A 20,827-nucleotide genomic window follows, 5' to 3' on the forward strand; every position below is an offset into this window, starting at 1 on the left:
CCATACATTATGAAAAATCAAATTTTTAATTCATTAGGAATCGCAGTATTAACATTAGGAATCGTTTCTTGTAGTAACAACGACGACTCAACAGATAATCAAATTCAAAATGCTTCATTACAAGAAGTTGTAACAAACAACTCAAACAATGTCATCATACAAACCTACAACACATTAAACCAAAGAGCATTAGCTCTAAAAAATGCGATAGAAACTTTAGCTAACGACAAAACAGAGGCAAATTTAAACGCAGCAAAAACAGCTTGGTCAGCAACTCGTGTACATTGGGAACAATCAGAAGGTTTTTTATACGGACCTGTTGACACAGAAGGAATTGACCCAGCAATGGACACTTGGCCTGTTGATGTTGAAGCCATGAACAATATCTTAAATGGTTCTGCAAACATCACTGTTCAAACATTAGAAAACAATAACGAAGCTAGAGGTTTTCACTTAATCGAATTTTTACTTTGGGGTGAAAATGGTCAAAAAACAGCTACTCAAATTACGAACCGTCAAGCGGATTTATTAAAAGCTGCCGCTCAAGATTTACAAAATAACACGCAAAAATTATACAACGGTTGGATTCCGTCAAGCGGAAACTTTGTAAACAACTTCTTAAATCCATCACCTCAAGCTTATCCTTCATATGTTAATGTTTTAGAAGAAATGACAGAAGGTATGATTGTAATTGCAGATGAAGTTGCAAATGCAAAAATCGAAGACCCACTAAATTCTGAAGGTTCAACACCGAATGCACAACTAGAGGAATCTCGTTTTAGTAATAATTCAAAAACAGATTTTGCAGACAACATCAGAAGTATTCAAAATATGTATTTAGGAACATACAACGGCTTAGGAAACGGGAAAGGAATTTCGGTTTTAGTTGCAGCAAAAAACAGCACTTTAGACACTAAAGTTAAAAATGCAATTAACGCTTCCATTTCGGCAATAGAAGCTATTCCAAATACTTTTACAGATGCTATTTATAACAATCGTGCAGCTGTTACAAATGCACAAGTTAAAGTAAATGAATTACATACAATTCTAAAAAATGAATTAAAACCTTTCATTTTAAACAATCTTTAATTAGGTTGTTTAAAATGAAAATTAAAAAAGCAACAAATGAAAAATCTAGTTTTATTCAGTTTAATTGCTTTTTGTTTATTAAGTTGCAGCAACAACGATGATTACGAAACCATACCCGAAGAATCATTAATCGACCTTTCAGAACGAATAATGGCCGGAGGAGAAACCACTATTTTTTCAACAACCAGCTTTGCTTATAGCACACCAGCGCCAAATTTATCAAATGAATATTTAGCACAACATTTGAGAGGTGACGTAGAATTTGAATCTATATTTGTAACTGCTCCAGCAGAAATTAATTCAGGGTTAGGACCAATTTTTAACAATTCGTCTTGTATCAGTTGCCATCCTAGAGATGGAAGAGCATCACATCCTGAAAACTTAATTGCAAGAAGTGGACTTTTAGTCAGAGCTAGTTTACCAGGAACGAATCCAAACGGAGGAACAATTCCAGTACCTGGTTTTGGAACACAAATTCAAAACCAAGCCATTTTTAACTTTGTCGCAGAAGCTCAATATCAAATGTTGTATGAAGAATTCACAGAAACTTTAGCGGACGGAACAGAAGTCAATTTAAGAAAACCAAAAATTCAATTCATCAATACGTATCAAGCAATACCATCAGATATTTTAACATCGGTACGAATTGGACCACCCGTTTTTGGATTAGGATTAATTGAATTAATTCCCGAAGCAAATTTAATTGCAGCACAAGATTTAAACGATTCTAATAATGACGGAATTAAAGGAAAATTAAACTACGTTTGGAATTCTCATACGTCACAAACTGAAGTTGGAAGATTCGGTTGGAAAGCAAACGTTTCGAACTTATTAATTCAATGTGCCGGAGCATATAATGACGACATGGGAATTACCAATCCAATTTTTCAAACCGAAACCGGATTTGGACAATCTAACGGTTCTGACGGTCTTCAAGACGATCCAGAATTACCAATAAACCGACTTGAAGATGTCGTTTTATATACACAAACATTAGCAGTACCAGCTCCTAGAAATATCACTGCTACCGAAGTTAGAAAAGGCGCAAAAATATTTGAAACTATAGATTGTTCAAAATGTCATACACCAAAACAGCAAACAGGCTACAGTCCAATAAAAGCACTGTCATATCAAACATTCTATCCATATTCTGATATGCTTTTACACGATATGGGCGAAGGATTAGCAGATAATCGACCTGATTTTTTAGCAAATGGTCGTGAATGGAAAACTCGACCACTTTGGGGAATTGGCTTAACCTTTGTCGTAAATAATCACACTAATTTTTTACACGATGGTAGAGCACGAAATTTAACCGAAGCAATTATGTGGCACGGAGGTGAAGCTGAAAACGCCAAGCAAAAATTTAAAAATTTAAAAACAGAAGAACGCAATGCGCTTCTAAGTTTTTTAAACTCTTTATAACTCAAACAAACTTAAATTCATTAAAGACTATTCTGTAACGGAATAGTCTTTTTTTATTTAAAATAAGCAATTAACACATTGTATAATATCACATATTTTTAAACAAATAATTATACAATAAAAAATATCCTCGTAAATTATATCGATATTTCTATTTATAAACATTCTAAATTAAGCCAAAAACCCTTTTAAAATCAAATATAAAACTATGTAATAGTCAAAAAATTATAATATAAATTTATATTTGTGAATTATAAGTTAAATAAAAACATAAATATGCAATCTAGTCAATTTGATTTAGTACCGATACTTATGCAACTAGTGTTTGCAGCAGGTTTCGTTGTTTTAACAATTATTGGCTCTAGCTTTCTAGGACCAAAACGCGCGTCTAAAAACAAAGACCAAAATTTCGAATGTGGAATTGAGTCTATCGGAAATGCCAGAATTCCATTCAATGTAAAATACTTCCTAGTTGCTATTTTATTCGTTTTATTCGACGTTGAAGTAATCTTCATGTATCCTTGGGCTGTTAATTTCAAAGAATTCGGATGGGATGGATTATGGAAAATGGGAATTTTCATGTTTTTATTAGTTGTTGGACTTCTTTATGAATTCAAGAAAAAAGGTCTTGAGTGGGATTAATTTAAAAAGTTATGAGTAAAAATTCAAAACCAAAAATGGTAAATGCACCAGATGGTTATGCTGGCGAAGGATTCTTTGCTACAAAACTTAACGAAGTGGTAGGTTTAGCTCGAGCTAATTCGATGTGGCCACTACCTTTTGCAACATCTTGTTGTGGAATTGAATACATGGCAACCATGGCCGCAACTTACGACATTGGTCGTTTTGGAGCTGAGCGTATGAGTTTCTCTCCCCGTCAAGCGGATATGCTTTTAGTAATGGGTACAATCTCTAAAAAAATGGCACCAATCTTACGTCAAGTTTACGAACAAATGGCAGAACCTAGATGGGTAATTGCAGTTGGAGCTTGCGCATCGTCTGGTGGAGTTTTCGATACATATTCAGTTTTACAAGGAATCGATAAAGTAATTCCGGTTGATGTTTATGTACCAGGTTGTCCTCCACGTCCAGAACAAATTTTAGACGGAATTTTAACCTTACAAGAAATCGTTAAAAACGAATCAGTGAGAAGAAGAAGTTCTGATGAATATAAAGAATTATTAAACTCATATAACATCAAATAAAATGAGCTTAGATAACCAAACCATTCAAAAGAAATTAGTCGATACTTTTGGTTTAGATATTATTGAATATCATGAATCTCACGACATTTTAACTTTTGAAATAAACAGTAAAAAGAATCACGAAATCATCAAGTTTTTAAAAGAAGATAAAGATTTAAATTTTAATTTCTTGACAGATGTTTGTGGTGTTCATTTTCCAGATTACGAAAAAGAAAGACAATTTGCAGTGGTTTATCATTTACACAATTGGTTTCAAAACGTTCGTATTCGAATTAAATGTTTTACTAACGCAGAAAATCCAAATGTTGATTCGGTTGTAGATTTATACAAATCAGCAAACTGGCAAGAAAGAGAAACGTACGATTTCTACGGAATTAAGTTCAACAATCATCCGCAATTAAAACGTATTTTAAATATGGATGAAATGGAATCATTCCCACTAAGAAAAGAATTCCCGATGGAAGACCAAGGTCGTACAGATAAGGATGACCGTTTCTTCGGAAGAATATCTAATAATTGTTAAAAAACGCATATGTCTGACTTACTATTAACCCCAGAAAATCGTTTTCAAAAACAAATTGAAGAACGCCTAAAAAAAGACGGTGTTGAATTATCAGTTTTAAACTTAGGACCAACCCACCCTGCCACTCACGGAATTTTCCAAAACATTTTATTAATGGATGGAGAAACCATTCTTGATGGCGAAGGAACCGTTGGTTACATACATAGAGCATTTGAGAAAATTGCAGAAAATCGTCCGTTTTATCAAATCAACGTTTTAACAGACCGTTTAAATTATTGTTCATCGCCAATTAACAATACTGGTTGGTGGATGACAGTTGAAAAAGCTTTAGGTATAGAAATTCCAAAACGTGTACAATATTTACGTGTGATTATTATGGAATTAGCTCGTATCGCAGACCACATCATTTGTAGCTCGGTAATGGGAGTTGACACCGGAGCATTAACAGGTTTCTTATACGTAATGCAATACCGTGAAAAGATTTACGAAATCTACGAAGAAATTTGTGGCGCACGTTTAACTACAAACATGGGTCGTATTGGTGGATTTGAACGTGAATGGTCTGAAACAGCTTGGAGAAAAATTGATGAATTTTTGAATGAATTCCCTGGTGTTTGGTCTGAATTTGAAAACATGTTAACTCGTAACAGAATTTTCATGGACCGTACCATCGGAGCTGGAGCTGTTCCTGCAGAAATGGCAATGAGCTACGGATTTACAGGACCAAACCTTCGTGCAGCCGGAATTGATTACGATGTTCGTGTAGCACAACCTTATTGTTCTTACGAAGATTTTGAGTTTGATATTCCTGTTGGTCAAAACGGTGATTGTTACGATCGTTTTTGTGTGCGTAATGCAGAAGTTTGGGAAAGTATGAAAATCATTCGTCAAGCCATTGCTAAAATGCCAGAAGGTCCTTACCATGCTGATGTTCCAGAATATTACCTTCCTCCAAAAGAAGATGTGTATCAAAATATGGAAGCTTTGATTTATCACTTCAAAATCGTAATGGGAGAAATTCCTGTTCCGAATACAGAAGTTTATCATGCCGTTGAAGGCGGAAATGGTGAATTAGGATTTTATCTAATCACAAACGGAAGTCGTGTTCCGTATCGTTTACACTTCCGAAGACCATGTTTTATTTATTACCAAGCATTTAACGAAATTGTAAAAGGCAGAAGTTTATCAGATGCTATTATCACACTTTCTAGTATGAACGTTATTGCGGGAGAATTAGACTGTTAATTATGGAAAAAACAAACTACAAACAAGAAATAAATTTCACTCCAGAATTGATGACACGAATCAACGAATTGATTAGTCATTATCCGGAAGGAAAACAAAAATCGGCACTTTTACCTGTTCTTCATGAAGTACAAGATGCGCATGATAATTGGTTGAGTTTAGAACTTCAGACCAAAGTTGCCGAAATATTAAACATCAAACCAATTGAAGTTTTTGAAGTAACAACGTTTTATACCATGTTCAATCAAAAACCAATGGGTAAATACATGTTAGAATTCTGTTCAACTTCTTGCTGTGCGATAAACAAAGCAGAAGATATGATGGATTATGCATGCGAAAAACTAAACATCAAACCGGGACAAGTTACAGCAGACGGAATGTTCTCTGTCGTTGGCGTTCAATGTTTAGGAGCTTGTGGTTATGCACCAATGCTTCAGTTAGGTGATTTCTATCACGAACATTTAACTAAAGAAAAAATCGATTTGTTAATCGATGATTGTAAAGCAGGAAAAATAACATTACACGATAAATAATACCATGGGAAGAAAAATATTATTAGATAAGATTAATATTCCGGGTATCAAAACCTACGAAGTTTACCGTCAGAATGGAGGTTATGCTTCGGTGGAAAAAGCATTAAAAATGGAACCGGACGCGATTACTGAAGAAGTTAAAACTTCAGGATTAAGAGGTCGTGGTGGTGCAGGTTTTCCTGTGGGATTAAAATGGAGTTTCATCGATAAAAAATCGGGCAATCCAAGACATTTGGTTTGCAATGCCGATGAATCGGAACCAGGAACTTTCAAAGACCGTTACTTAATGGAATACATTCCGCATTTATTAATTGAAGGAATGATTGTTTCCTCTTTCGCATTAGGTGCAAATCTTTCATACATCTACATTCGTGGAGAATATATGTGGGTTTTCAAAACCTTAGAAAGAGCCATTAAAGAAGCTTATGCTGCAGGTTGGTTAGGAAAAAATATTAAAGGAACCGGTTACGATTTAGATTTACACGTTCATTGTGGTGGTGGTGCTTACATCTGTGGAGAAGAAACCGCTTTAATTGAATCATTAGAAGGAAAAAGAGGAAATCCAAGAATTAAACCACCATTTCCTGCCGTTAAAGGTTTATGGCAAAACCCAACGGTTGTAAACAATGTTGAATCTATTGCATCTGTGCCATGGATTGTTTTAAACTCAGGTGAAGAATATTCAAAAATTGGTTTAGGACGTTCAACAGGAACTAAATTATTTTCAGTTTCAGGCCACGTTAAAAAACCAGGTGTTTATGAAATTGAGATGGGAATGAACGTTGAAGAATTCATGAATTCTGATGAATATTGCGGTGGAATGATTGATGACCGTCCGTTAAAAGGGTTAATCCCTGGAGGTTCGTCAGTTCCAATTTTACCACAGCATTTAATCTTCAAAACAGCAAACGGTGAAGACCGTTTAATGACTTACGAATCGCTTTCTGATGGTGGTTTTGCAACAGGTTCATCTTTAGGTTCGGGTGGTTTCATCGTTTATAATGATACCGCTTGTATTGTAAGAAATACTTGGAATTTCTCACGTTTCTATCATCACGAAAGTTGCGGACAATGTTCACCATGTCGTGAAGGAACCGGATGGATGGAAAAAGTACTTTGGCGTATCGAAAACGGAGAAGGAAGAATGGAAGATATCGATTTGTTATGGGACATCCAAAGTAAAATTGAAGGAAATACCATTTGTCCATTAGGAGATGCAGCAGCTTGGCCAGTAGCAGCCGCGATTCGCCACTTCAGAGATGAATTTGAATATCATATTCGTTTCCCAGAAAGAATCAAAAACAGAGACCACTTTACCAATGAACCATTTGAAAAAGTGAAACACCTTTTAAAGTCATAAAAATTTAATTCAAAGTTGTAAAGTGTAAAGTCATAAAGAGAAAAGTTACAAAGTCAAACGAATTCTAAAAAAGAAAAATATTAAAAGGGAAAGTTTGAATCATTTGAAGAAATAATTTCTTGGCAAAAATCAAGATCGTTAAATAAACGAATCTACGAAATTACAAGTAAAGAAAAATTCAAAATGGATTTTGAACTTACTAGACAATTAAGAAGAGCTTCTATTTCGATAACATCTAATATAGCAGAAGGTTTCGAGAGAAATACAGACAAAGAATTCATTTATTTCTTATATGTTGCAAAAGAATCTTCAGCAGAGATTAGATCACAATTATATTTAGCACTTGATTTAGAATACATAACAATTCATGAACATAAAGAATTATTTTCAGAGGTATCAGAAATAACAAAATTAATAAGTGGACTTATAAAATATTTAGAAAAAAATCAAAAGTCGTAATGTTATAGAGTTCTTTCGGACTTTCGACATTAAGACTTTCGACATTAAGACATATTAACATGAAAGTTACTATAGACGGACAAGAAATAGATGTAGAACCAGGAACCACAATTCTTCAAGCAGCTCGAATGATTGGAGGAGAAAGCGTTCCACCAGCAATGTGTTACTACTCAAAATTAAAAGGAAGCGGCGGTAAATGTCGTTGTTGCTTGGTTGAAGTTTCTAAAGGAAGTGAAGCCGATCCAAGACCAATGCCTAAACTTATGGCTTCTTGTGTAACTGGAGTTATGGACGGAATGGAAGTGAAAAGTATTTCATCACCAAGAGTTACCGAAGCTCGTAAATCAGTTACTGAATTTTTATTGATGAATCACCCGTTAGATTGCCCAGTTTGTGACCAAGCGGGAGAATGTGATTTACAAAATTTAAGCTACAATCACGGAAAAGAATTAACGCGTTTCCATGAAGAAAAAAGAACCTTTGAACCAGAAGATTTAGGAAACAATATTCAATTACACATGAATCGTTGTATTCTTTGTTACCGTTGTGTTTACACAGCAGAACAATTAACAGATGGTCGTGTTCATGGTGTTGTTGGACGTGGCGACCATGCACAAATTTCAACTTGTGTTTCGGCAGCAATAGAAAACGAATATTCAGGAAACATGATTGACGTTTGTCCAGTTGGAGCTTTAACAGATAAAACGTTCCGATTCAAATCGAGAGTTTGGTTTAACAAACCATTTTCGGCTCACAGAAATTGCGATAAATGTTGTGGAAAAACAACACTTTGGATGTTCGGAAACGAAATTCAACGTGTAACAGCTCGTAAAGATGAATATCATGAAGTAGAAGAATTCATCTGTAACGAATGTCGTTTTGACCATAAAGACGTAAAAGATTGGGTTATTGAAGGGCCTCGTAAATTCGAGAAATTCTCTGTAATCAATCAGAATAATTATACAAGAAAAATGGAACCGGTTCAAATCCATACAGAAAAACAAATTCTAAAAGGACGTGAACAAGACCGTAAGAAAATTTCTATGGTTGATGTTCCTGTAATTGATAATACGCCAAAATCATAAATTATGGAGCAAGCTATTATTATAGAAAAAGGTGTAATCATCTTAATTGTTTTTGCAATTACGATGCTGTTCGCCATGTATTGTACTTTGGCAGAACGTAAGATTGCAGCTTGGATTCAAGACAGACGCGGACCAAACCGTGCCGGACCAGGTGGTTTATTTCAACCACTTGCCGATGGTTTAAAATTATTCTCGAAAGAAGAATTTATGCCAAACACACCAAATACGTTTTTATTCGTATTAGGACCAACAATTTCAATGACCATGGCCTTAATGACAAGTGCCGTAATTCCTTGGGGAAGTTCACTTGAAATTGGCGGAAGAACTGTAATTCTACAAGCTACCGATATTAACGTTGCTTTACTTTATGTATTTGCAGTTTTATCTGTGAGTGTTTACGGAATTATGATTGGAGGTTGGGCATCAAACAACAAATATTCGTTAATGAGTGCGATGCGTGTGGCTTCTCAAATGATTTCGTATGAAATTGCAATGGGACTTTCAATCATCGCAGTTATCATGATGACAAGTTCAATGAGTTTAAGTGATATTGCCGCAAGTCAGCATGAAATGAAATGGAATATTTTCTATCAACCTTTAGCATTCTTCATTTTCTTGGTTTGTTCGTTTGCAGAAACCAATCGTACACCATTCGATTTAGCAGAATGTGAACAAGAATTAATTGGAGGTTATCATACTGAATATTCATCTATGCGAATGGGATTCTTCTTGTTTGCTGAATATGCAGCGATGTTCATCTCTTCTACCCTACTTGCTGTACTTTTCTTAGGAGCTTATAATTATCCGGGAATGACTTGGGCAGCAGAAAATTGGGGAACTAACGTTGCAAACGGAATTGGAATTGCAGTTTTATTCATTAAAATCTGTTTCTTCTTATTCTTATATATGTGGGTTCGTTGGACCATACCACGTTTCCGTTACGACCAATTAATGAATTTAGGTTGGAAAACTTTAATTCCTCTAGCGATAATCAACATCATTATTACAGCTGTTGTTATTTTATTAAACCAATAAACTACTGAAAATGTCAATAGAAACGGTATCATTATCAGGAAGAAAAAAACAAGTAGCCAACAAAAAAATGACTTTAGGCGAGCGCATTTACATCATTGCTATTGCTAAAGGAATGTGGACTACTTTAAAACATATGTTCAAGAAAAAAGTAACGATTAGTTACCCTGAACAAACACGTCCGTTTAGCGACGTTTACCGCGGTAGACACATGCTTATGCGCGACGACGAAGGAAGAGAACGTTGTACAGCTTGCGGACTTTGTGCTTTATCATGTCCGGCAGAAGCCATTACCATGAAAGCTGCAGAACGAAAAACTGACGAGAAACATCTGTACAGAGAAGAGAAATATGCAGAAATCTACGAGATTAATATGTTGCGTTGTATTTTCTGTGGATTGTGTGAAGAAGCTTGTCCAAAACAAGCCATTTACTTAACTAAATCTAAGCAAATTGTTTTCTCTGATACTTCTCGCGAAAGCTTCATCTTCGGAAAAGAAGAATTAGTAATGCCATTAGAAATGGCAATTCAGAACACTAAAAAAATGCAAGCCTAATTATGATTGAGATATTATTTTATTTGCTTTCAGCAATTACATTAGGAAGTGCTTTTATTACCATTTTAAGCAAAAATCCTATTCATAGTGCCATTTGGTTAGTAGTTAGTTTTTTTAGTATTGCCGGACATTATGCTTTATTAAATTCACAATTCTTAGCTATGGTTCACATTATTGTGTATTCGGGTGCTATCATGATTTTAATGTTATTCACCATCATGTTAATGAATTTGAATATCAGTAACGAAATTTCAAAACCATTAGTAACCAAGTTAATTGCAACCGTCGCTTTCTGTTTAATCGGATTGGTTTTAGTTACTGCTTTAACAAAAACGGCTCCTGCATTTGATGCTTATGTAAATTCAGGACAAGATTACCAAAGCATTCAGGTTTTAGGAAAAGTGTTAATGAACGAATTTGTTGTACCATTTGAAATGGCTGCTGTGTTATTATTAATGGCAATGATTGGAGCGGTTTTAATTTCTAAAAAAGATAAAAAAATAGCCTAACTATGGAGAACGTTTTACAAATCATCGGAATTGAAAACTACATCTATTTAGCTATTTTACTATTTAGTGTAGGCGTTTTCGGAATCTTATATCGCCGAAACGCAATCGTTATGTTTATGTCAATTGAGATTATGTTAAATGCAGCCAACTTACTTTTAGTTGCATTTTCTAACTACCATCAAGATCCGCAAGGACAAGTTTTTGTATTCTTTACCATGGCAGTTGCTGCCGCAGAAGTTGCTATTGGATTAGCCATCTTGGTATCGATTTACAGACATATTGGTTCAATTGATATTGATAAATTAAAAAACTTAAAAGGCTAATTTAAATGGATACAAACATACTTTTATTCGCATTGATTATTCCGTTAATAGGTTTTTTAATCAATTTCTTATTCGGAAAAAAATTAGGAAAATCCCTTTCTGGAATCATCGGAACAGCAACAATTGTGATATCATTTATCATTAGCGTTTGTTTATTCCTTCAAATTAAAGATTCGGGAGAAGCCATTCGTATCAACTTATTTGAATGGTTTTCTTTAAAGAATTTCAAAATTGATTTCGCATTTTACTTCGACCAACTTACAGCACTTTGGTTGTTATTCGTAACCGGAATTGGTTCGTTGATTCACTTATATTCAACAAGCTACATGAAAGAAGACGAAAACTTTCATAAATTCTTTGCGTACTTAAACTTATTCATCTTCTTTATGATGGTTTTAGTTTCAGGAAGCAACTTATTAATGATGTTTATCGGTTGGGAAGGTGTTGGTTTATGCTCTTATTTATTGATTGGATTTTGGCATGAAAACCGCGATTACAACAACGCTTCAAAGAAAGCTTTCATCATGAATCGTGTGGGAGATTTAGGTTTCTTAGTAGGAACTTTCATCATCATCTATTTATTCGGAACAATTGATTTTGTTGAGTTAAGAGAACAAACCGTAATGGGCGTAACTGCTTCATCATTCGCTGTTTTATTAAGCTTTGCAACTTTAGCATTATTCATCGGAGCAACGGGTAAAAGTGCGCAATTACCATTATACACTTGGTTACCAGACGCGATGGCAGGTCCAACTCCAGTTTCTGCGTTAATTCACGCAGCAACGATGGTTACTGCCGGAATCTTCATGATTACGCGATTAAACTTCCTTTTCGATTTAACTCCTGATGTTCAAAACATCATTGCAATTATTGGAGGAATCACAGCTTTTATGGCTGCTTCTATCGGATTAATGCAAAACGACATCAAAAAGGTTTTAGCATATTCAACCGTTTCTCAATTAGGTTTGATGTTTATGGCTATTGGATTTGCAGCTTACGAAATTGCCGTTTTTCACGTAATAACTCACGCTTTCTTTAAAGCTTGTTTATTCTTAGGTTCGGGTTCTGTGATTCACGCAATTTATGGAGAACAAGACATGCGTCACATGGGTGGATTGAAAAAATACATGAAAATCACTTATGCAACATTCTTAGTTTCAACTTTAGCAATTTCAGGAATTCCTCCTTTATCAGGATTCTTCTCTAAAGACGAAATCTTAATGACCGCTTTCCATAATAACATTCCTTTATATGTTATTGGTTCGTTAGCTTCTATCATGACGGCTTTCTATATGTTCAGATTATTGTACTTAACTTTCTTTAATACATTCAGAGGAACAAAAGAACAAGAAGCTCATTTACATGAAAGTCCTGCTTCGATGACCATTCCATTAATTGTTTTAGCGATTTTAGCTGCTGTTGGTGGATTGATTTCAATTCCTGGTCACAGTTGGTTAAACGAATATTTAGCTCCGGTGATTGTGAATAATGCTGCTTCGCATCCGCATCATTTAGGAACATCAGAATATATTTTAATGGGAATTGCTGTAATTGGTGCTTTAATCGGAATTGGATTAGCATACAACAAATACATCAAAAACAAAGAAGTTCCGGTTAACGACAATCAAGTTCGTGGAATCCAAAAAGTATTAGCTAATAAATATTATTTAGATGAAATTTATATGGCAATCGTGGTTCAACCTATAAATATGTTGGGTGGATTCTTCAAAAACGTGATAGAGTTACTTATTTCTGGAATCGTACTTTTCTTTGCAAAATTTGCTAGCGAAGTTTCTTACCAAGGAAAAAAATTACAAAACGGAAACATCGGATTGTATTTATTTGCCTTCGTATTCGGAGTTTGTACGATGATTTACTATTTATTCATAGCAAGATAATTTATATAAAATGAACGTAACTTTTATCTTACTTACTTTATTAATCGGAGCAATTTTAACTTTTGTTGCCGGTAAAAAAATGGCATTAAACGTCGCGGTACTAACAAGTATAGTTGCCTTGGGTTTAACTGCTTTCAACATTTGTGAATTTCAGAACGGAGCAAATGTTTCGTTTCAAACACAATGGATGACCAAACCAAACATTTGGATTTCGTTAAAAGCAGACGGATTAAGTTTATTAATGGTAGCTTTAACCACTTTCTTAACTCCATTAATTCTTTTAACTGCTGTTGGAAAAGACTTTAAAAATCCGCATAAATTATTCGCTTTAGTTTTATTTATGGCTTTTGCCATGACTGGAACTTTCTTAGCCGAAGACGGATTTGTATATTATATTTTCTGGGAATTAGCATTGATTCCAATTTTCTTTATTGCTTTACTTTGGGGAAGCGATACTTGGGAAATTCGCAAAGCTGCAATCATTAAATTCTTTATTTACACATTTGCAGGTTCGTTATTTATGCTAATTGCATTTTTGTATTTATATCAAAAATCGGGAAGTTTCTTATTACCAAACTTAGCGCAAATCAGCTTGACTGCCGATGAACAAACTTGGATTTTCCTAGCTTTCTTCTTGGCTTATGCCATTAAGTTACCTATTTTTCCATTCCATACATGGCAAGCAAATACCTACGAAAAAGCACCTGCAATCGGAACGATGTTACTTTCGGGAATCATGCTTAAAATGGGAGTTTATTCTATTTTACGTTGGCAACTTCCGTTAACACCTCAAGTAAACGAACGCGTGTTAAATACAGTTTTGGTTTTATGTATTATCGGTATTATTTATGCATCGTTAATCGCATTACGCGAAACCAATTTAAAACGATTATTAGCTTATTCGTCAATGGCGCACGTTGGTTTAATCGCAGCTGGAGCTTACACGTTTACACAAGACGGAATGCAAGGAGCGGTGGTGCAAATGTTAGCACACGGAATTGTAATTGTAGCTTTATTCTTCTTGGTTGAAATCATCTACAAACGATACGGAACTTACGAAATAAAAGAACTTGGTGGAATTCGTGCACACGCAATTAAATTCACTTCATTTTTCTTAATTTTCTTATTCGCTTCGATAGGTTTACCTGGAACTTTCAGTTTCATCGGAGAATTTACCTTGTTATATAGTTTATCTCAAATCGGTTGGATTTATGCAATACTTGGAGGTTCAACTATTATTTTAGGAGCTTACTATATGCTAAAAATGTTCGAAGATGCTGTTTTAGGAAAAACAAACGTAAAAGCATTTACAGATTTAAATAGTATAGAGTTTTTGGTTTTATTCGTTTTAGCAGTTGCGGTTATTTTCTTCGGAATTTATCCAAAACCAATAACCGATTTATTATTTTTATTTACTAACTAACTAATCATTAAAAATGCATTCGGGAAACCGTTTTCATTTAATTCAAAAATAGTATGAATACATTAATTGCATTAGCAGGATTAGCCGTTTTAATATTGGTTTTAGAAATCATAAACCTTCGTAAAACCATTGTTTCTTTAACCATTTTAGGATTATTGGCAGCACTTGGATTTACATTTTGTGATGCGCAAATACTTTCTGAAAACTATAATAACATGATTGTTGAAACGAATTTCAGCAAAATGTTTAGTAGCTTATTTATCGTTATTACGATTTTCATTGTAGCGATGGGACAAGATTTTTATAAAGAAACGTATGATAAAATTTCGGATTATACTTCGTTAAAACTATTCTTATTAATCGGAGCTGTTTCGATGGTTTCTTTCGGAAACTTAACGATGTTTTTTATCGGATTAGAAATCTTATCTATTACACTTTATATTCTAGCAGGAAGTAATCCAACAAAAATTAAAAGTAACGAAGCCGGAATGAAATATTTCCTTTTAGGTTCGTTTGCTTCAGGATTTATCTTATTCGGAATCGCATTAATATACGGAGCAACAGCTTCATTTGATTTAAACACCATTTCAAATGCGTTATTAAATCCAGGAACGCCAAACTTTTTATCGTTAGGAGTTGTTTTGGTTTGCATTGGAATGTTATTTAAAATCGCAGCTTTCCCATTCCATTTTTGGGCACCAGATGTTTATCAAGGTTCGCCAACATTAACAACGGCAACGATGAGTACATTGGCAAAAGTTGCAGCAATGGCAACCTTGTTTAAAATTCACAGCATATTCGCAAGTTATATGTCTGATTCGTTTACCGTGTTATTAATTTGTTTAGCAATTGCAACGATGTTTGTTGGAAATATCATGGCATTAAAACAAGACAACATCAAACGTATGTTGGCTTATTCGGGTATTTCTCACGCCGGATTTATGATGATTGCTTTATTTAACACAACAAATGCAACAGCAGAATTGTTCTATTATGCAGCAGCTTATTCTTTTGCGAGTATTGCCGCATTTGCGATTATCATTGCGGTTTGTAAAAACTACAAAGACGAAAAAATCAAACATTTTAAAGGTTTAGGAAAACAAAATCCATTAATGGCAGCTGTCTTCACAATGGCTTTATTATCGATGGCTGGAATTCCAATCTTTGCAGGATTCTTTGGTAAATTCTTCTTATTTGGTTCGGCATTAGAAAGCGGACATTTAGAATTAGTTATCTTCGGAGTTATCAACTCAATCATCAGCGTTTACTATTATTTCAAAGTAATCAACGCGATGTACTCACAAGAAGCAATTTCAGAATTACCAGAAACCAATCACAGCTGGATTTATAAAACCGTTGCCGTTGTAGCTATTTTACTTAACATCGCAATGGGACTTTGTCCATCTTCAATCTTGAATTTATTCTAAGTTTATATTTGATTTATATTTTAATTAAGAAAAGTCGGACATTGGTTCCGACTTTTTTATGTAATTTTATATTTCAAATCAGCTTACGAAATGCATATTCCAGCCCGACATATTTCTGAAAATTCAGACGCTTTTTCAAGTTATTGGAATCCGAAAACAAGTCAATATTTTCATTCAAAACTTTCCAAAAACATTTCATTAAAAGATGCTGATACATTCGTTTCATACTATTTTCAAGTAGATGAATTGGGTGATGCTATTGCAGAAGAATATTTAGTTAAATACGGATTTGCACAAGGAATGGGGAAAATTCATCAAATGATACAATCGTACCCAGAAAATTTAGAATCGTATTCAGAAAATACACAAAAATTTTTAAACCAAATATTTTCTGTTCCACAATGGGTAAATCAAGATTTAATCGATGCGGGTTGCGATTTTAGTAACCGTACCGGAACATCCGGATTAGCAACCTTGCGTGATTATTCGTTAATGGGCGGTTATGAATCGTCTGCCATAAACAAACCTTTAATTTTCACAGGCGCTTTGAAAAAAGGAGCGGTTAAACGCTTGTCTGACACCGTGGTTTTTTGGGTAAATGTTACAGGAAAAAATCAATTGAAACTTAAAGGAAAAGGATTTTACAGCGTCATTACTACACGATTGATTCATTCATTTTCTCGCATCATGATTGAGAAAAATCCGGAATGGAAATCTGAACTTTGGGGACGTCCGTTAAACCTTTGGGATATGTTGGCGACCAATCTTGGTTTTTCGATTGCTTATATCGATGGTCTAAAAAAATTGGGCTTACATCCTACCCAAAAAGAAATTGATGGCACATTAAACCTTTGGAAATATGTTGGCTATTTAATCGGAATTCCCGAACATTTGTTGGTAGATACCGAGCAACAAGCCGTCGATGCGTTATTTTTATGGAGCAAAACACAAAAAGGTCCCGATACAGATTCGGTTGCGTTGGCACATTCACTTTACACCGAACCTAAAAATGTTACGTTTACCAATTCTACTTTATTAAAAAATTTTGTGTACAAAACCAACTTGGGCTATAATTGGGAAATGCTCGGAAATGAAACTTGTGCAAAATTACAAATCCCAAAAACCAAAGCAATTTATTGGGTCAAAATGATTTGTTCAATCAATTCGATTGTTGAAAAATATGCCTTTAGTTCCGAAAATAGATACAAAAAAATTGTTGCTCGTGGTTACAAACAACAATTAGAAGTCAGAGATTTATATCATCAAGAAAAGTAATTTTATAAGAAGCTATTTCCAGCTTTCCGCTAAATCTTTTATTTCACTACGTTACATAAAAGGATACCGCTACAATCTGGGCTAAAAAACTATCCTCCAATCCCAAATCTTTCAGCAGAAGTTTCATCTTCTTCATCAGATTGCCACGTGATATTTTTTATAGTTATCGAATTATCTAAACCTATATTATTAATCATTAAAAGTGCTTTACTTATCGAATCTCTAAAATTATGACCTTCATCAAAATGTATCCAATATAACAATTCAAAAGAAAAACCACCATCTACTCCAATTTTTGTAACATAAAAATTGATTAAATTATTTGGTAAAAGATTCGAAAACTTTGAAGTTTCTTCATGCAACAATTGCTTAAGTTTTGGTACATCGATAAAATTTTGAACATCGGCTTGAAGACAAATTCGACGTTTTTTGTATTTTGAATAATTAATAAAAGTTCCGCTATAAATCAATTGATTTGAAATATAAATTTCTTGCCCCGTTTTGTTTGACAAAGTTGTTGTAAGCCATCCAACTAATTCGACTTTTCCATAATGTCCGTCAAGCTGAACCCAATCACCTTTTACATAAGGTTTTTTAATAAATAATAACAAACCTGCAAACGCATTCGAAGCAATATCTTTTAAAGCAAAACCAGCAATAATTCCTACAATACCGGCACCTGCAAGGATTTTAGAAAAATATTGTTCTAAACCAACAATCTTTAGGAAAAGAAAATATCCTAAAACCAAGAAAATATAATATATAATTTTTGATAATAAATTTAATATATCAGGATGTTTACTTAACAGATTAGCATTTAACTTTAAAAAAATTTTACGCGAAAGTCTAGCAATCAAAAAAAACATAAATAAGATAAAGAAAGCTATAATTAATTTTGCGCCAATTTCTTCGGCATCAAATTCCCAACTCTTAAAAACTTTTATCAACGAATCCTTCATAAATCAAATATATTATCATACAAAGATAAATATCTAATCAATTTTTATAAGTAAATTTACGTATCAAATCAAAAAAATAACATGTCAACATTATTTTCACCTTTACATTTAAAAAATCACACATTACATAATAGAATTGTTGTTTCACCGATGTGTCAATATACGGCAGAAGATGGTTTCGCGAACAATTGGCATTTGGTTCATCTAGGACAATATGCAATTGGTAGAGCTGCAGCAATCATACAAGAAGCTACTGCAGTTTGTCCAGAAGGCAGAATTACATTCGGAGATTTAGGAATTTGGAAAGACGGGCATATCGAGAAACTTTCAGAAATAAATCATTTCATCAAATCTCAAGGAACTATTCCTGGAATTCAACTTTCGCATGCTGGTCGAAAAGCAAGCACGAATAAACCTTGGATTAACAGAAATCAATTCAACCCCAATGAAGAAAACGGATGGCAAACCGTTGCTCCATCAGCAATTGGGTTTAACGAAACTGATAATCTTCCAATTGAATTAACGATTGAAGCGATAGAAAAAATCATCATACAATTTAAAGAAGCTGCAAAAAGAGCCGTAAAAGCAGGTTATGAAATCATTGAAATTCATGGAGCACATGGCTATTTGGCGCATCAGTTTTTTTCTCCATTAACCAATCTAAGAAAAGATATTTACGGAGGTTCGTTTGAAAATAGAGTTCGTTTTATTTTAGAAGTTGTTGATGCTGTTAAATCAGAGTTAACCACTCAATCGCTTTGGGTTCGTTTATCTGCGACCGATTGGGCAGATGGCGGTTGGACTTGTTTTGAAACGGTTGAACTTTGTCAAATCCTAAAAGAAAAAGGTGTTGAAGTTATGGATATTTCTACCGGCGGATTGGTTCGTCATCAAGAAATTCCGGTTTCTAAAAATTATCAAGTTCCGTTTGCTGCTCGAGTTAAAAAAGAAACCAATGCCATTACAGGTGCAGTTGGATTGATTGATTCAGGAAATCAGGCAGAAGAAATTCTACAAAACAACGAAGCTGATTTGATTTTCGTTGCGAGAGAATTTTTGAGAAATCCGCATTTTGTTTATCAAGCTGCAATAGATTTAGGCGAAGAAATTCCATGGGCACCGCAATACGAACGTGGAAAAGAATAATTCGAAAAAATCCTGAGAATCTTTCTTAGGATTTTTTTTGCTTTTGATTGTCAGGAAAAAATAATTCTTACGACTATAATAATGAATATCAAAATCATTAATTAATAGAAAGGAATTTTTATGAAAACGAGAACAGTAACATTAGGTGGTGGATGCTTTTGGTGTACAGAAGCAATCTTCAAAAACACTAAAGGTGTAATAACTGTAAAGAGTGGATACAGCGGAGGTTTTATAAAAAACCCACCTTATAGAGAAATTTGTACCGGTAGAACCGGACATGCCGAAGTAATTCAAATCACTTACAATTCAGAAATTATTTCTTTTGAAGAACTCATTACACTACATTTATTAACTCATAATCCAACAAGATTAAATGCACAAGGTGCAGATAAAGGAACACAATATAGAAGTATTATTTTTTTTAACAATCAGACTGAAAAAGACATCATTCACAAAATTATTCAAATACTTCAAGAACAATTTGACAAACCAATTGTTACAGAAATTAAAAAATTTGAAGTATTTTATGAAGCTGAAGAACGTCATCAGAATTATTATTTTCAAAATACAGATGCTCCATATTGTCAAGCTATAATCTCTCCTAAATTAGCAAAATTCAAGAAAAATTTTTCTAATTATTTTAAAAATTAGATTTTGTTTATATCATGGAAAAGATAAATAATGCTTTATATCTAGCCAATTCAAATAGGTATATATTAGTTTCAGGAGATTTAGAAGATACTCCAAAATGCCCATTTGGAAACAATTACAAATGGATTGGCTTTGATTTAGAAGAAAAGAAATACATTCGATTTACAAAATCTGTATTCAAAAAATTAGTTCAAGAAACAGAAGATAAATAACTATAAAAAAAAACAATTATGCTAAATTGGAATAACATCATCGGTTTTATAAATAGAGGAAATCCAGTTCCTGATAAAAGAATTGAAAAAACAGATGAAGAATGGGCTGAACAATTAACACCCGAACAATTTTATGTAACTCGTAAACACGGAACAGAACGATCTTTTAGTAATGATTTATGTAGAAGTTTCGATCCAGGATTGTACTCTTGTGTTTGTTGTGGTACTTTGCTTTTCGACGCCTCTGAAAAATTTGAATCAGGTACAGGATGGCCAAGTTTTACACAACCAATAAAACAAAATAGTATCAAGTATATAAAAGACATTTCGTTTGGAATGATTCGAGTTGAAACACAATGTAATACTTGTGATGCGCATTTAGGTCACGTTTTTCCAGATGGTCCAGAACCAAGTGGCTTACGCTATTGTATGAATGGCGAAGCTTTAGTTAAAAAAAATCATAAATAAAAATCCTGCTTAGGCAGGATTTTT

The 20,827-nt window shown here is 33.9% G+C and carries 23 protein-coding genes; 22 read left to right on the forward strand and 1 reads right to left on the reverse strand.

All coding sequences use genetic code 11. From position 1 onward, the window contains the following. Positions 1-9: 9 nt before the first annotated feature. The 18 genes from HW119_RS03765 (at position 10) to HW119_RS03850 (ending at position 17,367) form a co-directional block, all read left to right on the forward strand. Entirely contained in the window at positions 10-1,089 is a 1,080-nt protein-coding gene (locus HW119_RS03765) for an imelysin family protein (RefSeq protein WP_177761327.1), read from the forward strand. A 36-nt stretch (positions 1,090-1,125) separates the two neighbouring features. Further along, positions 1,126-2,514: a di-heme oxidoredictase family protein gene (locus tag HW119_RS03770; RefSeq protein WP_177761328.1), complete on the forward strand. Its 1,389-nt coding sequence runs from the start codon at positions 1,126-1,128 to the stop codon at positions 2,512-2,514. A gap of 276 nt (positions 2,515-2,790) precedes the next feature. Further along, positions 2,791-3,156 carry an NADH-quinone oxidoreductase subunit A gene (locus HW119_RS03775; RefSeq protein ID WP_177766517.1) on the forward strand — a complete coding sequence of 122 codons (366 nt, stop codon included), beginning with the start codon at positions 2,791-2,793 and terminating at the stop codon, positions 3,154-3,156. An 11-nt stretch (positions 3,157-3,167) separates the two neighbouring features. Beyond that, a complete protein-coding gene (locus HW119_RS03780; RefSeq protein ID WP_177761329.1) occupies positions 3,168-3,719 on the forward strand; it encodes an NADH-quinone oxidoreductase subunit B in 552 nt (183 codons plus the stop codon). Between the two features lies 1 nt (position 3,720). Continuing rightward, positions 3,721-4,242, forward strand: a complete 522-nt coding sequence (locus tag HW119_RS03785) for an NADH-quinone oxidoreductase subunit C (RefSeq protein ID WP_177761330.1) — start codon at positions 3,721-3,723, stop codon at positions 4,240-4,242. Positions 4,243-4,251: 9 nt separating this feature from the next. Continuing rightward, positions 4,252-5,487, forward strand: a complete 1,236-nt coding sequence (locus tag HW119_RS03790) for an NADH-quinone oxidoreductase subunit D (RefSeq protein WP_177761331.1) — start codon at positions 4,252-4,254, stop codon at positions 5,485-5,487. Positions 5,488-5,489: 2 nt separating this feature from the next. Then, positions 5,490-6,020 (forward strand): complex I 24 kDa subunit family protein, encoded by a 531-nt coding sequence (gene nuoE / locus HW119_RS03795; protein WP_177761332.1) that lies wholly within the window; start codon positions 5,490-5,492, stop codon positions 6,018-6,020. A 4-nt stretch (positions 6,021-6,024) separates the two neighbouring features. After that, the gene (gene nuoF, locus HW119_RS03800) at positions 6,025-7,380 is read left to right on the forward strand and encodes an NADH-quinone oxidoreductase subunit NuoF (RefSeq protein WP_177761333.1); all 1,356 of its coding nucleotides are present in this window, start codon (positions 6,025-6,027) and stop codon (positions 7,378-7,380) included. A gap of 114 nt (positions 7,381-7,494) precedes the next feature. Further along, on the forward strand, positions 7,495-7,839 hold the full coding sequence (locus tag HW119_RS03805) for a four helix bundle protein (protein ID WP_255498076.1): 345 nt from the start codon (positions 7,495-7,497) through the stop codon (positions 7,837-7,839). 59 nt (positions 7,840-7,898) lie between these two features. Continuing rightward, positions 7,899-8,924, forward strand: coding sequence for a 2Fe-2S iron-sulfur cluster-binding protein (locus HW119_RS03810; RefSeq protein WP_177761334.1), 1,026 nt, complete (start codon positions 7,899-7,901; stop codon positions 8,922-8,924). Positions 8,925-8,927: 3 nt separating this feature from the next. Next, positions 8,928-9,959, forward strand: a complete 1,032-nt coding sequence (gene nuoH, locus HW119_RS03815; protein ID WP_177761335.1) for an NADH-quinone oxidoreductase subunit NuoH — start codon at positions 8,928-8,930, stop codon at positions 9,957-9,959. A 10-nt stretch (positions 9,960-9,969) separates the two neighbouring features. After that, positions 9,970-10,512, forward strand: coding sequence for a NuoI/complex I 23 kDa subunit family protein (locus HW119_RS03820; RefSeq protein ID WP_177761336.1), 543 nt, complete (start codon positions 9,970-9,972; stop codon positions 10,510-10,512). A 2-nt stretch (positions 10,513-10,514) separates the two neighbouring features. Next, a complete protein-coding gene (locus HW119_RS03825) occupies positions 10,515-11,021 on the forward strand; it encodes an NADH-quinone oxidoreductase subunit J (protein WP_177761337.1) in 507 nt (168 codons plus the stop codon). A gap of 2 nt (positions 11,022-11,023) precedes the next feature. After that, positions 11,024-11,344, forward strand: coding sequence for an NADH-quinone oxidoreductase subunit NuoK (gene nuoK / locus HW119_RS03830; RefSeq protein ID WP_125017203.1), 321 nt, complete (start codon positions 11,024-11,026; stop codon positions 11,342-11,344). A 5-nt stretch (positions 11,345-11,349) separates the two neighbouring features. Then, complete coding sequence (gene nuoL, locus HW119_RS03835) at positions 11,350-13,242, forward strand: NADH-quinone oxidoreductase subunit L (RefSeq protein ID WP_177761338.1); 1,893 nt, start codon at positions 11,350-11,352, stop codon at positions 13,240-13,242. A 10-nt stretch (positions 13,243-13,252) separates the two neighbouring features. Beyond that, entirely contained in the window at positions 13,253-14,665 is a 1,413-nt protein-coding gene (locus tag HW119_RS03840) for a NuoM family protein (protein ID WP_177761339.1), read from the forward strand. A 53-nt stretch (positions 14,666-14,718) separates the two neighbouring features. Next, positions 14,719-16,092, forward strand: coding sequence for an NADH-quinone oxidoreductase subunit N (locus tag HW119_RS03845; protein ID WP_177761341.1), 1,374 nt, complete (start codon positions 14,719-14,721; stop codon positions 16,090-16,092). A gap of 90 nt (positions 16,093-16,182) precedes the next feature. Continuing rightward, positions 16,183-17,367, forward strand: coding sequence for an oxygenase MpaB family protein (locus HW119_RS03850; protein WP_177761342.1), 1,185 nt, complete (start codon positions 16,183-16,185; stop codon positions 17,365-17,367). A gap of 89 nt (positions 17,368-17,456) precedes the next feature. On the opposite strand, the gene HW119_RS03855 is transcribed toward HW119_RS03850, so the two are convergent. Continuing rightward, on the reverse strand, positions 17,457-18,326 hold the full coding sequence (locus HW119_RS03855) for a mechanosensitive ion channel family protein (RefSeq protein ID WP_177761343.1): 870 nt from the start codon (positions 18,324-18,326) through the stop codon (positions 17,457-17,459). Positions 18,327-18,407: 81 nt separating this feature from the next. Here HW119_RS03855 and HW119_RS03860 point away from each other — a divergent pair, with 81 nt between their 5' ends. The 4 genes from HW119_RS03860 to msrB all read left to right on the forward strand — a co-directional run bounded on the left by HW119_RS03860 (position 18,408) and on the right by msrB (position 20,803). Beyond that, positions 18,408-19,472 (forward strand): NADH:flavin oxidoreductase/NADH oxidase, encoded by a 1,065-nt coding sequence (locus HW119_RS03860; protein ID WP_177761344.1) that lies wholly within the window; start codon positions 18,408-18,410, stop codon positions 19,470-19,472. Between the two features lie 120 nt (positions 19,473-19,592). After that, complete coding sequence (msrA, locus tag HW119_RS03865) at positions 19,593-20,123, forward strand: peptide-methionine (S)-S-oxide reductase MsrA (protein ID WP_177761345.1); 531 nt, start codon at positions 19,593-19,595, stop codon at positions 20,121-20,123. A gap of 14 nt (positions 20,124-20,137) precedes the next feature. Continuing rightward, positions 20,138-20,335, forward strand: coding sequence for a hypothetical protein (locus HW119_RS03870; RefSeq protein WP_177761346.1), 198 nt, complete (start codon positions 20,138-20,140; stop codon positions 20,333-20,335). 18 nt (positions 20,336-20,353) lie between these two features. Beyond that, positions 20,354-20,803 (forward strand): peptide-methionine (R)-S-oxide reductase MsrB, encoded by a 450-nt coding sequence (gene msrB, locus HW119_RS03875; RefSeq protein WP_177761348.1) that lies wholly within the window; start codon positions 20,354-20,356, stop codon positions 20,801-20,803. The last annotated feature ends 24 nt before the right edge of the window (positions 20,804-20,827 follow it).

It is taken from the genome of Flavobacterium sp. I3-2, from assembly GCF_013389595.1.
Classification (GTDB): domain Bacteria; phylum Bacteroidota; class Bacteroidia; order Flavobacteriales; family Flavobacteriaceae; genus Flavobacterium.

Excerpts from the sequence above, each read along its gene's own strand:
- HW119_RS03810 (WP_177761334.1), top strand. The coding sequence starts at position 7,899 with ATGAAAGTTACTATAGACGGACAAGAAATAGATGTAGAACCAGGAACC.
- HW119_RS03870 (WP_177761346.1), top strand. The coding sequence starts at position 20,138 with ATGGAAAAGATAAATAATGCTTTATATCTAGCCAATTCAAATAGGTAT.
- HW119_RS03855 (WP_177761343.1), bottom strand. The coding sequence starts at position 18,326 with ATGAAGGATTCGTTGATAAAAGTTTTTAAGAGTTGGGAATTTGATGCC.
- msrB (WP_177761348.1), top strand. The coding sequence starts at position 20,354 with ATGCTAAATTGGAATAACATCATCGGTTTTATAAATAGAGGAAATCCA.
- HW119_RS03860 (WP_177761344.1), top strand. The coding sequence starts at position 18,408 with ATGTCAACATTATTTTCACCTTTACATTTAAAAAATCACACATTACAT.
- HW119_RS03845 (WP_177761341.1), top strand. The coding sequence starts at position 14,719 with ATGAATACATTAATTGCATTAGCAGGATTAGCCGTTTTAATATTGGTT.
- HW119_RS03825 (WP_177761337.1), top strand. The coding sequence starts at position 10,515 with ATGATTGAGATATTATTTTATTTGCTTTCAGCAATTACATTAGGAAGT.
- HW119_RS03820 (WP_177761336.1), top strand. The coding sequence starts at position 9,970 with ATGTCAATAGAAACGGTATCATTATCAGGAAGAAAAAAACAAGTAGCC.
- HW119_RS03775 (WP_177766517.1), top strand. The coding sequence starts at position 2,791 with ATGCAATCTAGTCAATTTGATTTAGTACCGATACTTATGCAACTAGTG.
- HW119_RS03780 (WP_177761329.1), top strand. The coding sequence starts at position 3,168 with ATGAGTAAAAATTCAAAACCAAAAATGGTAAATGCACCAGATGGTTAT.
- HW119_RS03850 (WP_177761342.1), top strand. The coding sequence starts at position 16,183 with ATGCATATTCCAGCCCGACATATTTCTGAAAATTCAGACGCTTTTTCA.
- nuoH (WP_177761335.1), top strand. The coding sequence starts at position 8,928 with ATGGAGCAAGCTATTATTATAGAAAAAGGTGTAATCATCTTAATTGTT.
- HW119_RS03785 (WP_177761330.1), top strand. The coding sequence starts at position 3,721 with ATGAGCTTAGATAACCAAACCATTCAAAAGAAATTAGTCGATACTTTT.
- HW119_RS03770 (WP_177761328.1), top strand. The coding sequence starts at position 1,126 with ATGAAAAATCTAGTTTTATTCAGTTTAATTGCTTTTTGTTTATTAAGT.
- msrA (WP_177761345.1), top strand. The coding sequence starts at position 19,593 with ATGAAAACGAGAACAGTAACATTAGGTGGTGGATGCTTTTGGTGTACA.
- HW119_RS03765 (WP_177761327.1), top strand. The coding sequence starts at position 10 with ATGAAAAATCAAATTTTTAATTCATTAGGAATCGCAGTATTAACATTA.
- nuoL (WP_177761338.1), top strand. The coding sequence starts at position 11,350 with ATGGATACAAACATACTTTTATTCGCATTGATTATTCCGTTAATAGGT.
- nuoF (WP_177761333.1), top strand. The coding sequence starts at position 6,025 with ATGGGAAGAAAAATATTATTAGATAAGATTAATATTCCGGGTATCAAA.
- HW119_RS03840 (WP_177761339.1), top strand. The coding sequence starts at position 13,253 with ATGAACGTAACTTTTATCTTACTTACTTTATTAATCGGAGCAATTTTA.
- nuoE (WP_177761332.1), top strand. The coding sequence starts at position 5,490 with ATGGAAAAAACAAACTACAAACAAGAAATAAATTTCACTCCAGAATTG.
- nuoK (WP_125017203.1), top strand. The coding sequence starts at position 11,024 with ATGGAGAACGTTTTACAAATCATCGGAATTGAAAACTACATCTATTTA.
- HW119_RS03790 (WP_177761331.1), top strand. The coding sequence starts at position 4,252 with ATGTCTGACTTACTATTAACCCCAGAAAATCGTTTTCAAAAACAAATT.